At 68.0% G+C, this 14,195-nt stretch carries 15 protein-coding genes; 10 read left to right on the top strand and 5 right to left on the bottom strand.

The genetic code is table 11. From position 1 onward, the window contains the following. The first annotated feature begins 109 nt into the window (after positions 1–109). Positions 110–613, top strand: a complete 504-nt coding sequence (locus tag H5J31_RS26045; RefSeq protein WP_181775271.1) for a hypothetical protein — start codon at positions 110–112, stop codon at positions 611–613. After that, positions 610–1,509 carry a hypothetical protein gene (locus H5J31_RS26040; RefSeq protein WP_181775270.1) on the top strand — a complete coding sequence of 300 codons (900 nt, stop codon included), beginning with the start codon at positions 610–612 and terminating at the stop codon, positions 1,507–1,509. Before H5J31_RS26045 ends, H5J31_RS26040 begins: the two co-directional genes overlap by 4 nt. Here the strand turns inward: H5J31_RS26040 and H5J31_RS26035 are convergent. Then, the gene (locus tag H5J31_RS26035; protein WP_328701610.1) at positions 1,506–2,339 is read right to left on the bottom strand and encodes an alpha/beta hydrolase family protein; all 834 of its coding nucleotides are present in this window, start codon (positions 2,337–2,339) and stop codon (positions 1,506–1,508) included. The genes H5J31_RS26040 and H5J31_RS26035 overlap by 4 nt on opposite strands. Positions 2,340–2,523: 184 nt before the next feature. Here H5J31_RS26035 and H5J31_RS26030 point away from each other — a divergent pair, with 184 nt between their 5' ends. After that, positions 2,524–3,603 (top strand): J domain-containing protein, encoded by a 1,080-nt coding sequence (locus H5J31_RS26030; protein WP_181775268.1) that lies wholly within the window; start codon positions 2,524–2,526, stop codon positions 3,601–3,603. A gap of 65 nt (positions 3,604–3,668) precedes the next feature. Here the strand turns inward: H5J31_RS26030 and H5J31_RS26025 are convergent, their stop codons facing one another. Continuing rightward, positions 3,669–6,170: a M14 family zinc carboxypeptidase gene (locus H5J31_RS26025; protein WP_328701609.1), complete on the bottom strand. Its 2,502-nt coding sequence runs from the start codon at positions 6,168–6,170 to the stop codon at positions 3,669–3,671. A gap of 235 nt (positions 6,171–6,405) precedes the next feature. Here H5J31_RS26025 and H5J31_RS26020 point away from each other — a divergent pair, with 235 nt between their 5' ends. Both H5J31_RS26020 and H5J31_RS26015 read left to right on the top strand, forming a co-directional pair. Continuing rightward, positions 6,406–7,092 carry a DUF998 domain-containing protein gene (locus tag H5J31_RS26020; protein ID WP_181775267.1) on the top strand — a complete coding sequence of 229 codons (687 nt, stop codon included), beginning with the start codon at positions 6,406–6,408 and terminating at the stop codon, positions 7,090–7,092. A gap of 68 nt (positions 7,093–7,160) precedes the next feature. Further along, positions 7,161–7,868 (top strand): class I SAM-dependent methyltransferase, encoded by a 708-nt coding sequence (locus tag H5J31_RS26015; protein ID WP_207898809.1) that lies wholly within the window; start codon positions 7,161–7,163, stop codon positions 7,866–7,868. Here H5J31_RS26015 and H5J31_RS26010 read toward each other — a convergent pair. After that, positions 7,789–8,418 carry a hypothetical protein gene (locus H5J31_RS26010; protein WP_181775266.1) on the bottom strand — a complete coding sequence of 210 codons (630 nt, stop codon included), beginning with the start codon at positions 8,416–8,418 and terminating at the stop codon, positions 7,789–7,791. The genes H5J31_RS26015 and H5J31_RS26010 overlap by 80 nt on opposite strands. Next, entirely contained in the window at positions 8,415–8,747 is a 333-nt protein-coding gene (locus H5J31_RS26005; protein WP_181775265.1) for a hypothetical protein, read from the bottom strand. Before H5J31_RS26005 ends, H5J31_RS26010 begins: the two co-directional genes overlap by 4 nt. Before the next feature lie 351 nt (positions 8,748–9,098). Here H5J31_RS26005 and H5J31_RS26000 point away from each other — a divergent pair, with 351 nt between their 5' ends. From H5J31_RS26000 to H5J31_RS25985, 4 genes are read left to right on the top strand one after another with little or no spacing between them, the layout of a single operon-like run. After that, on the top strand, positions 9,099–10,385 hold the full coding sequence (locus H5J31_RS26000; protein WP_181775264.1) for a helix-turn-helix domain-containing protein: 1,287 nt from the start codon (positions 9,099–9,101) through the stop codon (positions 10,383–10,385). Next, positions 10,375–11,136, top strand: a complete 762-nt coding sequence (locus tag H5J31_RS25995; protein ID WP_181775263.1) for a hypothetical protein — start codon at positions 10,375–10,377, stop codon at positions 11,134–11,136. The genes H5J31_RS26000 and H5J31_RS25995 overlap by 11 nt, the downstream gene beginning before the upstream one ends. Continuing rightward, positions 11,127–11,753, top strand: coding sequence for a dCTP deaminase (dcd, locus tag H5J31_RS25990; RefSeq protein ID WP_407925062.1), 627 nt, complete (start codon positions 11,127–11,129; stop codon positions 11,751–11,753). The genes H5J31_RS25995 and dcd overlap by 10 nt, the downstream gene beginning before the upstream one ends. After that, positions 11,737–12,831 (top strand): thiamine-phosphate kinase, encoded by a 1,095-nt coding sequence (locus tag H5J31_RS25985; RefSeq protein WP_181775261.1) that lies wholly within the window; start codon positions 11,737–11,739, stop codon positions 12,829–12,831. Before dcd ends, H5J31_RS25985 begins: the two co-directional genes overlap by 17 nt. Before the next feature lie 22 nt (positions 12,832–12,853). Here the strand turns inward: H5J31_RS25985 and H5J31_RS25980 are convergent, their stop codons facing one another. Next, the gene (locus H5J31_RS25980; RefSeq protein ID WP_181775260.1) at positions 12,854–13,123 is read right to left on the bottom strand and encodes a hypothetical protein; all 270 of its coding nucleotides are present in this window, start codon (positions 13,121–13,123) and stop codon (positions 12,854–12,856) included. A 436-nt stretch (positions 13,124–13,559) separates the two neighbouring features. On the opposite strand from H5J31_RS25980, the gene H5J31_RS25975 reads away from it, so the two are divergent. Further along, positions 13,560–14,180, top strand: a complete 621-nt coding sequence (locus H5J31_RS25975) for a hypothetical protein (RefSeq protein WP_181775259.1) — start codon at positions 13,560–13,562, stop codon at positions 14,178–14,180. Positions 14,181–14,195 lie beyond the last annotated feature (15 nt).

Raw genomic sequence — 14,195 nt, 5'->3', positions numbered from 1 at the left:
AAGGGCGGAATCAGCGAAATACCCCCGAACGGACCAAGCCGGGACGTATCAGGGAGCCCTCGTTCCGCGTCCTTACCCAGAAGGGCGTCTTCCAGGGACGGTGAGGTCCATGAAACGGCTGTTCAGCGCGGCGATGGCGATCGCCGCTCTCGGGTTCACGGCGGGCTGCGGCGGGGCTTCCCGTCCCCGGGACACCGCACCGGGCGATTCGACCGCGGACAGCGGGGTGACGACGGAGACCGCGCCGACGGCGTCCTCCTCGTCGTCCCCACCCGCCAAGGGTGGTGGCCGCACCGAGGATCCCGCTCCGCCCGGTGTGCCCGGCAGCCCGATCGTCTACGACCACACCCGGCTCGGCGCCTCTCCCCCGATCGCCAAATCGGATATCGAAGGCGACATCAGGAAGGCCTGCGGGGCGGACCTGTGCGGCGTCAAGGTCGTGATCACCGGCTCCGGCGAGTGCGTCAGCAGCATCACGCGTTCGCCGGTCGAACCCGGCGGGACCGTCACGATCAAGGCCGTCGAGTGCAAACCCGAGGTCACCGAGGAGACCACGACGTCGGAAAGCCCGGCTTCGACCAGCGAGCAACCCACAGAGACCACGTCCGGATGACCGTGCGGCGCGGGCTGCGCAGGCCCGAAGCGAAGGCGCCCGAACCTGATCCGGGGCCTCCGCAGGCGCTCAAGCTGGTCGGCACGGTGCTGGCCAACACGACCCTGCTCACCGCGCTGCTCTACTTCTTCGGATTCGTCGACACGCAGGTGTTCTTCGCGTACTTCCGCGTGCACTACACGCTGCTGGGGCAGACGCCGGACGAGATCTTCGCGCGCGGCGTCGACGGCGTGCTCCTGCCGCTCGCCGGGACCGCGGGCACGGTGCTCGGCTTCCTGATCGCCGTCCGGATCCTGCGCCTCCGCCTCACCGAGAACGGCTGGGCCCGGCTGCTCCGGATCTGCACCCCGATCGCGGCCGGGCTGGGTGCCGCGCTGATCGTCGCGACCGTGCTGATCGCGCTGAACCCGGTGCCGTTCCGCGACCGGCCGGGGCTACCCGGACTCGGGTTCGCGCTCGGCGTGCTGATGTTGCTGTTCGCCTGGCGTCAGTGGGATTCGGCGCCACGATCGAGCCTGCTGGAACTCGTCCTGGGCTACGTCCTGGTCAGCATCGGGTTGTTCTGGGCGGTCAGCGACTATTCCGCCGCCGTCGGCACTCGGCGCGGTTTCGAGGTCGCGGCGCAGATCGCCGTCCGGCCCGCCGCGACGATCTACAGCGCCGAAAGCCTCAACCTCACCGCCGCCGGCGTCCTGCAGGTGAAATGCGCGGATCCCGACGCCGCGTACAAATACCGGTACACCGGACTGAAACTGTTGCTGCAGTCCGGTGGCCAGTACGTGTTCGTACCGTCGAACTGGCGGGCGGGCAACGGCGTCGCGTTCGTGCTCCCGAAGACCGAGAAGCTACGGCTCGAATTCGGCCCGGCCCGGTCGGCGCCGCCCTCCGGTTGTTAGCCCAGACGGCGCGCCAGCCACTCGGTGACCGCGTCGTCGACGACCTTGGCGATCGGCAGTTGCGGCGCGGGTTCGATACCCGGGTCTTCGGCCAGCGGATGCGCCAGCCCGGCGACACGGCTCAGGCGGACGTCGTCCGGTGTGGCGTACTGCCCGCGCAAGGCGGAAACGAGCTCGTCCGCGTCCTCGCGGAACGAGGGGAAATCCTCCGCGCCGCTGACGACCAGAAGCGGAACCTGCGTTTCCCTGGCCGAGATTTCACCCGATCGTGCGACGAAGTCGAGCTGATCCGCCGCCTGGTTCGCCTCGTCGTTCCAGGAATACGGCTGCTCCAGCATGTTTTCGACCAAGCCGACCAGCGACCGCGCCCGGACGGCCGGATTGACCAGCGCCGCGGCACGCACCGGGATCTCCCGGGTGGCCAGGATCGTCAAGGCCACCGCACCACCGAGGGAACCGCCGACGACGGCCATTCGCGAAGTGTCGAAACCAAGGCGTTCCCGCAGTTCAGCGAGGGCGGCGGGGAACTCCAGCGCGGCCTGGCGGACGAACGGGTCGGCGTAGGCGAGCATCGCGTCGCGGCCGGCCCTCTCGACGATGGCGTCCATGCTGCCGTCGATCATTCTCGCACCGCACAACGGCATTCCGAGGTACACGCGCCACGCGGGCACCGCTGCCAGCGGCAACGCGGCCGCGAACGCGGCGTCGGTGCGCGGCGAATCGATCATATGCCAGGCGACGACCACCGGTGCCGGACCGCTGACCTCGACCGATGGCGGCAAAGCGGTGAACGGCACCCCCGCCGCCGTGCCGGTAACCGGATCTCCCACCACTGTCCTTCCCCGTATTCCGTCGATCTCCACGATATCCAGGACGCATCGGGGGTGGACCTCGTTCCGCCACAAGCGAAACAGTATCCCGACGAGGTCACCCCGACGCGCCGCGGAGGTGGTTGCGACCCGGCCGCGGCGGCCGAATAGTGTTGCGGCCCGGCCCTTTGGAGGTGAACCGCCCGTGCCCGACGTCGACTACTACGAGGTGCTCGGTGTGGGCAAGGCCGCCTCGGTCACCGAAATCAAGACCGCCTACCGGCGGCTCGCGAAATCGCACCATCCGGACGCCGGCGGCTCGGCGCTGACGTTCCAGCTGGTCCGCGAGGCCTACGACACGCTCAGCGATCCGATGCGGCGCGCGGGGTACGACGCCGACGGGCGCTCGGTACGCATGCCGATCCGGCCGCGGCCGAGACGTCGCTTCGGTGACGAACCGGGCTACGTCCCCGAAGCGGTCGTGATCGATCCGGACGACCTCGAATGGTGGGAATTCGCCGCACAGGACCACCGCGTGCGCCACGGACGACGGCGCGGTCCCGGGCACACCCCGGTCGTCGCGGCGGTCGGCGGGATGGTGCTGGTCCTGCTGCCGGTGCTGACCGGCGTCGGATTCTCCGCCCCGACACTGATCGTCTGGCTGATCCTGACCGCCGGAACCGCCCTGCTGGTGCAACGCCTCGCGCGCGGCTACCTCGCCGCCTCCCGCGCCAAGAACCGGTTCGCCGCCGAATTCGGCGGGAAACGCGTGTTCGGCAGCCCCGGCACCGAGTCCGACGAACTCGCCGAACGCCTCACCGCCGACCTGCTCGAGCGCTACCTGACCCGCCTGCCGGGCGCGCGGATCTTCCACGGCCTCTCCTGGCCGGACTCGGTGTTCGCCGACGTCGACCACGCCGTCCTGTGCGGAAAGCGGCTCGTCCTCGTCGAATCCAAGCTGTGGCTGCCCGGACACTACGAAACCGACGACGACGACCGCCTGCTGCGCAACGGCAGCGCCTTCCGCGGCGGCGGCAGCAGGCTGGCCGAAAGCCTCGCCGAATACCGGCGGATCCTGCCCGGCGTGACGCTGCGCGGCGCGATGATCGTGTACCCGAGCCGCACCGGTGAAGTCACCACCGACCACGATGACCCGTCGCTCACGCCGCCGATGACGCCGGAGCAGTTCCTGCACGAGATCGGCGGCTGGCTGGCGGCCGAGCCGTCCACAGTGGACTCCGCGACGATGCGGATCGTGCGGGACCGGGTCGTCGGCACCGTCTGAGCCCGGCGTCTCGTGAGTGGTAAGGGCGGTTGGAACCGCCCTTACCACTCACGAGCACAGGAGACCTACCGGCCGCCCGAGCGCTCCTTCTTGGCGCGCGCGGAACGGGTGCAGACCTCACCGACGTCGACCGTCTGGCCGCGGTCGATGTAGACGTCCGCCAGTCCGACGAGCTTGCCCTTCGGTGACGTACAGGTCAGCTGGTACGCCTCCTTGGGGCCGTAGGTCGGCGGGATCGGCGACTGGAACGAGACCCCGCCGGTCCAATCGTCCACAGTGGACGGGCTGGCCTGCGAGTAGTTGACCAGCACGGCCCGGTAGTCCCCGGCGGGCGGGTCGTACAGGATCGCGTGCTCTTCCGTGGTCGAACCGTTCGCCGACGACGAGACCATGTTGCCCGCCGAGTCGAAGACGTACAGGTCCCAGTCGGTGTCCTGGCTGGCCCACTTGACGTCGACGCTGAACTTGCCGTTGTCCACCTTCGGGAGACCGTCGACGTGGAAGGTGAAGCTCTCCGACGCCGGGTCGGTCGGATAGTTGGTGTTGATCGGCGGGACCCCGGCCGGGTTGGCCACCTGGATCGACGGCTGCGCCGGGCCCTGCGGTTCGCGGCCGTAGCGGCCCGCGACGTAGGGGCGGGTCGACGGGTTGATCGACCACGCGAACCGGCCGCCGGTGGAGCCCAGCGTCGAGTTCAGGTTGTCGGTCACGTAGATCGGCGGCTTCGTCGAGCCGTCCGGCTGCACCACCGGCGAGGTCGGCGTCTGGAAGGTCTTGTGCAGCTTCAGCTGGTAGCCCTTCGGCGCCGAACCGATCAGCGTCGAGTGCGCCGCCGGGTCGGCGGTGTTGGCCAGCATGTCGACGAAGGCCGCACGGTTGCCGCCCTTGCCCGCGCCCGCCGCGGGGGCGACGCCGGTGTACTCGGCGACGACACCGTTCTGGAACGGCGGGTGGAACTCGGTGTCACCGATCTCGAAGGTGAAGCCCCAGCCACCGGTGGCCCAGTACGACCAGTCCTCGGTCGAACCGGTGGTGTCGTAGAGCGCCCACGACGGCTGGCTGGTGTACCCGTTGCGCGTGGCCATCTTGTCGCCGAGCGCCTTGTACGCCGGCTCGTCGAGCGGCGGCCGGACGGCGGCGACACCCGGGACACGCAGCACGAGGTTCGAGAACGTGTGCAGCGTGATCAGGTTGGTGACCTGGCGGTTGGAGACGATCGAGCGGATGTTCTGCGTCTCGGGCTCGGAGAACGGGCCGGAGCCGCGGAACGTGTCGCTGCGCCACAGGGTCGACGCGCCGGCGCCGCCCCAGAAGCCCGCGTAGTTGCGGTTCGGGTCGGTGCCGCGTTCGCGGCCGGCGGGGTTCGCCTTGCAGACGCCGGTCGCGAACTCCTTGGGCGAGTCGTTGACGTTGCAGTTCTTGCGCTTCATCTCGTAGTCGAAGCGCGAGAAGTCGCCCTTGGGCTCGGCCTCCCGGGAGATTTCGAAGCCGTCCGGGTTGACGATCGGCACGATGATGTTGCGTGTCCGGCCGACCAGACCGCGGATTTCGGCGTTGTTGCCGGTGTAGCCCTTGACCAGCTCGATCGCCCATTCCATGGCGTGCTCGCCGGCGGGCCACTCCCGGGCGTGGTGCACGCCCATGGTGAAGTTGACGGGCTTGCCGTCGGCGATGTTCTTGACGTCGCTCGCGATCTCGACGCCGATGACGTCGCGGCCTTCCCAGGTCGGCTGCGGCAACGTGAACGCCGTGACGAGCTTGGGGTTCTTGCGGGCCAGTTCCTTGACCTCGAACTGGTAGTCGTAGAGGTGCCGGTAGCTCGTGCGCCCGGACGGCAGCGTGGAGCCCGGCGTCTTCGCGGCGTACTCGCGGTCGGTCTTGGCGTTCTGGATCGACTTCGCCGAAAGGTCGGCGTCGATCACCTTGGACTTGAAGCCGTTGTCCGCCAGCGTCTTGCGGTCGGCGTCGTTGGCGAGAACGACCTGGACACCGGTGGCGTCGGCCTTCTCGGTGACGTCGAGGCCGAGGCGGAGCAGCTTGTCCTTGTCCTGCTTGGCCGGGGTCTCGACCCGGACCAGTTCGGCGCGCTGCGGCGCGGGCGCGGCGCCGGTGGGCGTTCCCTGCGGTGTGAGCGCGAGGAAGTCGACACCCAGGACCGCGTCGCGCGTCTGCCCGTCGTACCGGCAGGTCTGCACGACCAGTTTCTGGTCCTTCTTCACGAATCCTTCGGCGAGCTCGTGGCTGCGCAACGCGGCCGACGCGGCGACGACCGCTCCGGTGGCCTTGTCGAAGACCGCGAGGTCCCAGTCACCTTCGGTGCCGCCGCGCGGCGCGAGGCGCGCCTGCAACAGACCGTCTACAGTGGACGTGAACTCCCGCCGGTCGGTGCCGGCGGTACCCGGCTTCTGCAACGCGGCGAAACAGGACCGCGGCACGGCCTGGTTGGCCCGCACCACGTTGTCCGCGGCCCCCGCCGTCGTGGCCGACGGAAGTGCCACGAAAGTGCCGGCGAGCACCAGGGTCGCCGCCGTCCATCCCGCTCTTCGCCGGTTTGGTGAATACCCCACAGACTGACCTCCTTGGACAGTCCGGTGACCGGGTGAGGTCACCGGTAGCGAGACCCTAGACCCGCGACCCCGTCGGAGGGACCCGCCACAAGTCGCCTGCACCCCTTTCGGCCCAACGATCTCACCGACAGTGCCGGAATGATCACCGGGGCGTGGGTCGTAGAATGGGACTTTCCTGTCGATTCCGACAGGTTGGCCTAAGAAAATCTTCAGGTTGGGTGGTTACCTTTCAACCATGACGACGCCCCAGGTCACCGCCAGGACCCCGCTGGCCCTGCTGGCCGCCGTGGCCTCGGTCGCCGGCGGAGCGCTGCTGATCCTGCTGCTGCAGGTGCTGCCCGCCACCAGCGACATCAGCCCGGTCCGCCGCACCATCAGCGAATACGCGCTCAGCGAGAACAAGTGGATCTTCGACGTCGCGGTCCTGCTGGTCGCGTTCGGCTCGGCGATCGGCTTCGGCGCGCTGATCCGCCGCAAGCACATCCCCGCCCTGTCCGCGGCGTCGATCTTCTGCGCGCTCTGGACGGTGAGCCTGGTGGCGATCGTGGCGTTCCCCAAGAACAACTGGGCCATCGGGCCGAGCACCGGCGGAACCGTGCACCGGATCGCGAGCGTCGTGGCCTTCGTCTGCCTGCCTCTGGCGGTGTGGTTCGCCGCGAAGGCCGTCTTCCCCTCCTCCCCCGCCCGCCGCGCGGTGACGCGGGTGCTCGCGGTGGCCGCGCTGGCCTGGTTCGGCGTGATCCTCGGAGCGATCGTGGTCTCGATGAACGGCGGCAGGCCGTGGTGGCAGGCGATCCCGCTGGGCCTGGTCGAACGCGCGATGGCGCTGACCGGGCTGATCGCACTGGCGTCGCTGCTCATCCCGGCCCGGGCGGCCGCACCGGTCACCGATGAGGCCGAGGCCCTGCAGGTCGCGTCCTGACCGCCGAACACCTGGCCCGCATCGCCCGCGGCTGGGACGAAGCCGCCGACGGGTACGAGGCCTACTACGTGCCCCGCTTCGCGCCGTGGGTCGACACGGCGGTCCGTGCCCTTCCCGAAGCCTTGCCCGACGGACCCGTTCTCGTGCCCTGCTGCGGGACCTTTCCGGAACTGGACGTGCTCACCGAGCATCTTCCGGGCCGCGAGATCGTCGGCATCGACCTGTCGGCGGGTATGGCGGCACGGGCGCGACGACGGGCGGCGGGTAACCCGCTCGTCCGCGTCCTCGAAGGCGATGCCTCGAAACTCGACCTCACCGCGGCGGCGGTCGTGTCGGTTTTCGGGCTCCAGCAACTCCCCGAGCCCGACGCCGCCCTCCGGTCCTGGGCCGGCGCGCTGCGCCCCGGAGGATGGCTCTCGGTCGTCTACTGGCCGCACAGCACCGAACCGGGCGGACCGTTCACGGTGTTGTCGGACGTTCTCCGCGAGCACATCCCGGCCGGGGACCGTTCGTGGGAATCCCGGCTCACGTCCTCGCTGGAGCGCACCGCGATCGAACGGGACGAGCAGGTGTCGTTCCCGATGGTCCATCCGGACGCGGACACCTTCTTCACGGCCCACACCCGCTCCGGACCGATGAGGCCGCTCGCCACGGCGCGTGGCGAGCGGTTCGTCGCGACCCTGCGCGAAGAGTTCCTCAGACGGTCCCCGGCAGGCGAATGGCGCCACCGGCCTCTTGCCCGGCATATCGTCGCGAGGGCGCCATCCCCGGCGTGACTTCGGGACGGGTTTCCTCCGCGTCCTTGCGGAATCGCGCCGTACAGACCGAGAGGTGCACCAGGTCGGCACGTTTGTGATGGCGATACACGTGGACGTCGGCGGCGAAGCACGCCGCGGCGAGCAGCTCCCGCCGCCCTTCGATGCGGTCGTAGCCGACCCCGGCCGGGCAGAACACGGTGACCTCGACCTCGTCGCCACGCGGTTTGGTCCACAGGATCATCGGGAGCCTGCCGTCGATCGTGCAGACCCGTGCCCGGGCGAACCCCGTCCGCAACCGGTGCTGCACGACGATCGACCGGAGCCGGTCACGGAGGAACCTCCGCGCCGAACGCCAATAGAACAGCCAGTTCGCGACACAGAACAGCACCACCGCCGCCCAGATCGGGCCGACGGCCTGGAACAGGGAGACCAGTGCGTAGGGAAGCACGATCAGCGCGGCGATCTCGTACCGCCAGTGATACAGGCCGGCGACCGGATTCGGTCGCCTGACCTCGGTGATCTCACTGGCCAGATCGGCGATCGCCTGGGGTTCCTGCCAACGGTTCATGACCTTCCTCCTGTCCGTCCGGCGATTTGCTCGGCGGCCACGGCCGCCACGGGAATGGAGCGGACGACCCCGACACCGGCGCAGTCCGGGCAAACGGCGTCTTCGTAAGGCCACCAACCGGTACCGCCGCACGGCTCACACGCGTGCAGGCCGTCCCAGCGGGGGTCGCGATAGACGCGACGTCTGCCGTTCGGCACTCGGGTGACCTGCCAGCCGCGAGCAGCGGCCCTGGCGTCGTCGTCGGTCGCGAAGAGCCAGTTGTGGAAATGGTCGAGCAATCGGTCGAACCAGGTTCGGGATGCGGCCGTGTTGTTCTCGTGGTGGGTCATGGGGTTCACCCCCGATGCTGCGAAGCGCGGACTCGGGTCGGCACACACGACGCCTACTACGGCATTCGTGTGGCCCGCAGACGGCTCGAGCCGAAATGGATGCGCAGCGTCACCTTCACATGGCTGACAGCATCCGTCTTCCGGTCGAACCCGGGTCGTACCGGCCCCGGTCGCCAGGCGGGTCACGCACACCAGGACCTGGTGGAACAGTTCGCAACACGCCGTAAGCGACCATTCGCCGGTGCGACCGCGCGAGCCGTTTCTCGTCCTGTACGCTCCCCGGTGTGTGCACGGTCAGTCACCACCTTACGTTGCCTACTAGAGGTAGGTAAGCCTGTGTCTAGTGCCTACATGAAGCCTACATCGGCCGGTGACCAGCCGGTAAGTCCTGGTGCGGAAACCGTTACCGCTTCGGGTGTCGGGCGTGAGCTGCGGCGACTGCGCAAAGCCGCCGGTGAAACGCAGGCACAGACCGCCCAGATCGTCGGGGTCACCCGGGCGAACCTCACCCAATGGGAGACCGGCAAATACCTGCCGTCCACGCACAACGCCCGCCAACTCGACGATCACTTCCGCGCCGCGAATTCTCTATTTTCCCTGGTCGAAGCAGCCAGATCGCCTCAAGACCACACGCCCGCCGCAGTCGACGTGCACATCGTCGACACGTCGCGCTCGCTGATGCAGGTCTTCCACACGGTCGGAAAGAGTCTCGTCGAACGCCTGATCATCGACGGCGAAGGCAGGCCCCTCGGCTGGCGGCACAACCTGCAGAAGAACACTGGTCCGAAAGCACTCAGCACCGCGTACGGAATCACCACGATGCTGGTGGTAGGCGAACCCTACATCGACCTACATTTGCTCGCCGAAGATCTCTACGGGCTACAGAAAGAACATGGCTGGCAAGGCCGCTCCGGCAGCCGACGGCCGGAGACCACCGCGGCAGTGGTGGATGCGTTGTTCCGCACGAGCACGATGTCGGCCGACGAAGGGCTGGCCGTACTGAAGGAATCGCTCGACCTCTACAGCAAGACCCGCCCCTATCTGTTGTCTGCTGTGCTCCACACGGCTGTCCGGCTGCGACCGGACGCCCCGCTGACCGACGAGTTGGTCGACGACCTCTTGGCTACCCGGCTCGACTTCGGCGGTACACACCTGTGGCCGGAGAAGAACGAGGCGGGCCTCGCCGGCCCGGAGGCGTCGGTCGTGCACACCGCACGGTCCGTCGTCGCTCTCCGGGATTTCCTCCGCAGTAGAGATGATCGCAATGACGTCCGGGACGCGGCCGACGAAGCCACACAATGGCTCACCGACCCGTCCCATTCGGACGATGGCGTGGCCGAGGATCTGGAAAGACCTCGCCCCGACGGGGACGGAACGACCCGGATCATCATCCGGCACTTCACTCCCGCCTGGGTCGTCCAAGCGCTCGCCGCCGCTCCCCTCCTGCCGCTCCCCCGGCTCAACCGGGCACTCGGGACCCTTTGGGAGCGTTACGACGCCGACAAAGGCTTGTGGGCGTGGGGAAACGGGGACCTACCAATCTGGCAGACCTTGGACGCCGTCACCGCTCTTCGTGTGGCCGCGCTTACCGTGGCCACACCCCCGCTCAGCCCTCCAGGAACGACCCATGAACGATGATCCGCCTTCGATCGCCCTGGCCGATCCATCAGGCACACACCTTTTTCTCCTTGCCATCATGGAGAAACGGCCCAGCGACAGCGACGCGGATATCCCCTGGTTACGCGCGGTCGCGTGCCGGATCCAGGACGACCCCGGCACTTTTCTTGCCTGGCTGGAGGAAATCCTCGTCGACGAGGAATCCGTCCGCGCTGCGGCGAAGCGTTCTTATTGGCATCCCAACGGTTTCGCTAAAATAGTGCTCCACGCGTCCGCCGATTTCCGGATTCGGCTCCATGTCTGGCCGGACTCCGAGAAACCCTCACGCGGAGAGTCCAATCCGCACAGTCACCGATGGGAATTCGCTTCGACCATCATCGTCGGCGAAGGCATGCACATGGTGGAGTATCGCGAAACGACCGAAGGTGGGAAACCCCATACTCGCTACCGGTACGGCGCCGATCCGGCCGATCCGGCCGCATTGCACGCGGACGGCGAAGCCCGGCTGAAGAAGGTGTACTCGCCGCACGTCCTACGCGGAGAAGTCTATTCCTGCGACACCCGGATCGTCCACACGGTCCGGCCGATCGACGCGGGTTTGACGGCGACGGTGGTGATCCAAGGCCCTCATCGCACTCCGACCACGGTCGTCTACTGCGAGCCCGGCCAGACGGACGACCAGCCCAACGGCGAGCTGACCGAAGCCGATTTCCGGAAGCTCGTCGGTGATGTCGTGGCGGCGTTCAGCAAGGGGGCAGTGTCATGTCGATGACCTGGCCCGTAACGGGAATCTCGTTCTCCAAACGCCGGATCGCACGTCGTGGCATCCTCACCGACCGGGCGATCAGGCGGGCTCACGGAAGCGGGGAACTCACGATCACCCCGTTCGACCCGCGTCTGGTCCGTCCCGCCGCGATCAGCCTGCGGCTCGGGTACAAGGCCTTCGGCTTGGAGTCCACGGGAGTCGTGGACATCGCCGACCGGACCACGTATCCAGACCTCCGGCCGAAGGATCTCGACGGCGAAGGCAGGCTGCGGGTCGAGCCCGGTGAGGTGGTCCTCGCGCCGACGCTGGAAAAGATCGGGCTTTCGGAGAATCTCGTCGGACTCCTCGACGGCACGAGCGACTACGCCAGGCTCGGTATCAGCGTCGTCCTTTGTGGTCAGGTCAGTCCCGGCTTCGGCAGCGAGACCGGCGCCGTGCTGACCCTGGAGATCGTGAACCACCTACGGCACGCGGTGCTCCTGCACCCCGGCACGCGGATCTGCAATCTCATGCTGTTCGCCTCCGCCGGAAGCGAACGTCCTTATGGCGCGATGCCGCACAATTACTCCAGCGACCACACCGTGGCGCCGTCCCGATTGGCGGATCATGCAGGTCGTGAGTGAGCCCTCACCCGTCGGAGACGACGTCCTCCTCGGCGACGTCGGCGAGCAAGCGATCCTGAAACACATCCTGCGGCCACGCTACGGCGGTATCCGCGGATTCGGCGACGACTGCGCCGTTCTCGATGCCCCGGATGGGTTGAGCGGCGGCGAGCTGGTCGCCACCACCGACAGCTGTCCGACGCCGCTGGTCACCATCCTGGGTGAAACGGATCCGTACCACGCGGGCTGGCTGCTGGCGACGATCAACCTGTCCGATCTGGCGGCGGCCGGGGCCACCCCGCTCGGGCTGGTCGTCAACTACACCCTGCCGAAGACGACCACCGCCGGGGAATTCCGGCGGTTCCTCGACGGCGTGGACGAATGCACCTCGATACACGGGACCAAGGTCGTCGGCGGGGATCTCCGGGACGGCCCTGTCCGGCAACTGACCGCCACCGCGATCGGCCGGTGCGTCCCGGAGGGGCGGCTCGGGCGCGGCGGCGCGACCGTCGGCGACCGCCTGATGCTGGTCGGTTCACCCGGCTATCTCTGGGCATACGCGCTGTTGGCAGAAAAACAGGCGGAGCTTCCGGAAAGCGACGTCGCCAAGATCCGCGAGCGCGCCTGCCGTCCGATGGCGCAGGTGACCGCCGGGAAGATCCTCGCCACGAGCGGGCTGGCCCGTGCGGCGATGGACGTGTCCGACGGTCTCTTCCCGACCGTGCGGACGTTGTGCGACGCCAACGGTCTCGGCGCCAGCATCACCACGGACATCCGGCTGGATCCCGGACCCGCCGCCGTCTGCGCCCAGACCGAGCTCCGCCCGTTCGACCTCGTGCAGGCTTGGGGTGACTGGACGCTCGTCGTCGCCGTCCGGCAGCAGGACGTCGAACTCACCAAGAAGACCCTCGCGGCAGAGGGCGTCACTGCGCGCGAGATCGGTGCGCTTACTTCTCACGAGAAGGGCATCCTGCTGGATGACGGCGGGACGACCGAGCCGTGGCAAGGGATCTCGCAGGAACGGTTCTCGTCCAGTTCGTGGCACGGTGGCGAACTGCCCCGGCTGATCACCGAGGTCCTCGGCAGCCGGGCGAGTTAGGCCTCACCGACAGACGACCCGATCAGGCAGCGAAATCCTGCTGTCTGACCGGGTCGTCTGTCGGTGGCTCGCTGGCTTCGATGGTGTCGGGCATGGGTACCTCGCTGGCATCGCCGTTGGGATGAACATCGACAGTCGGACCCGGCACACGCGATACCTGGCCGAAGAAGCCCGTCCAGAACAGCGGCGGGCAAAGCTCGATCTCGCACTGCCAGAACCGGATCGCCCCGGTCTGCGGCCCACCAGTTCGGTGTCGGGATCCACGGCCTCGACCGGCGACGAGCTGTCCCATAGGTCCTCGGGGCCACGGGACTATGCCGGCGATGGCGAGTTCGGCCTGTTGGCAGGCGGTACGTAGAACTGCGATCCACCAATGCGGCAGGACTGACATGGCCGCACTCTCCTAACGGCGCTGATCCGATCCGCTCAGATGGCCACATGCAACGCGTCACCCCCATTTCCCGCCGTACTTCACAGCGTCGGCGATGCGCCGTCCGGGTGGATCCCACGATCCAGCAGAGCATTGTGGGAAATGTGGGAGACCGCGAATCAGAACACCGTCCTCGCTGTGCTTCATGCCGAAACTACAACCGCGAAGGCGCCGATCGGACGTCAAAACAAGTCCTTGTGGCGCTGTAAGACCTCTGGAAAGAGGGCACACGCACGTCGGGTCAGGCAGGTTCTTTCGGCACAAGCCGCTGGAAAGCCTGCTAGGCGGCGATAGTCGCATGAGCCTGACCGCCGTCGTCCTCGCAGCCGAGACCGGCTTGCCCGGCGGCGACCGTGTGCTCGCGTTGGTGGGTTCGGCCACCGCAGTGACCAGTGCCGTACTCCTATGGCTCTACGACCGAGCGCCCCGATGGAACCGAGCGCCCCTCGCCGAGGACCACTCCCCCACGCCAGTCGACTCTGTCACCGACCATCGGCGCCGCGAAGAGGATGCCTTGCACGGGATGCACCAGCGTCGAGAGAACGAGTTCGACTATGTCCTCCGCAGCCGTCGGGCACGCAATCGAGGAGCCGCGATCGCCGGCGCCGGCGCGGCGGCTGTACTGCTGACCGGACTGGGTCTCGTGGTCGTCGGGACTGTCGGCGCCGGTTTCGCCATCTCGCTCATGAGCACTGTTCCCACAGTGGTCGCCACCCTGTTCTACGCCCGCACCCGCGAGGCCGACGCCGAAGCACGCGCGATCCGCGACGACATCAACCGCATCATCCTCCTCGCGGACATGACACCAGGACCGGCCAAGGACGCGCTCATCGCGGATCTGATCCGGGGCTCGATCGCTCACAGCGGACCTGCGGCTTCTTCGTTCGAGCATGAAACCCCCTCGGCATCGCGTCCGTGACGTCCGTCCCGGACG

Source organism: Amycolatopsis pittospori (genome assembly GCF_013870525.1).
In the GTDB taxonomy this organism is placed as follows: domain Bacteria; phylum Actinomycetota; class Actinomycetes; order Mycobacteriales; family Pseudonocardiaceae; genus Amycolatopsis; species Amycolatopsis pittospori.
Note: the sequence above shows the minus strand (reverse complement) of the source record. Positions and strands in the feature narration are given on the sequence as shown.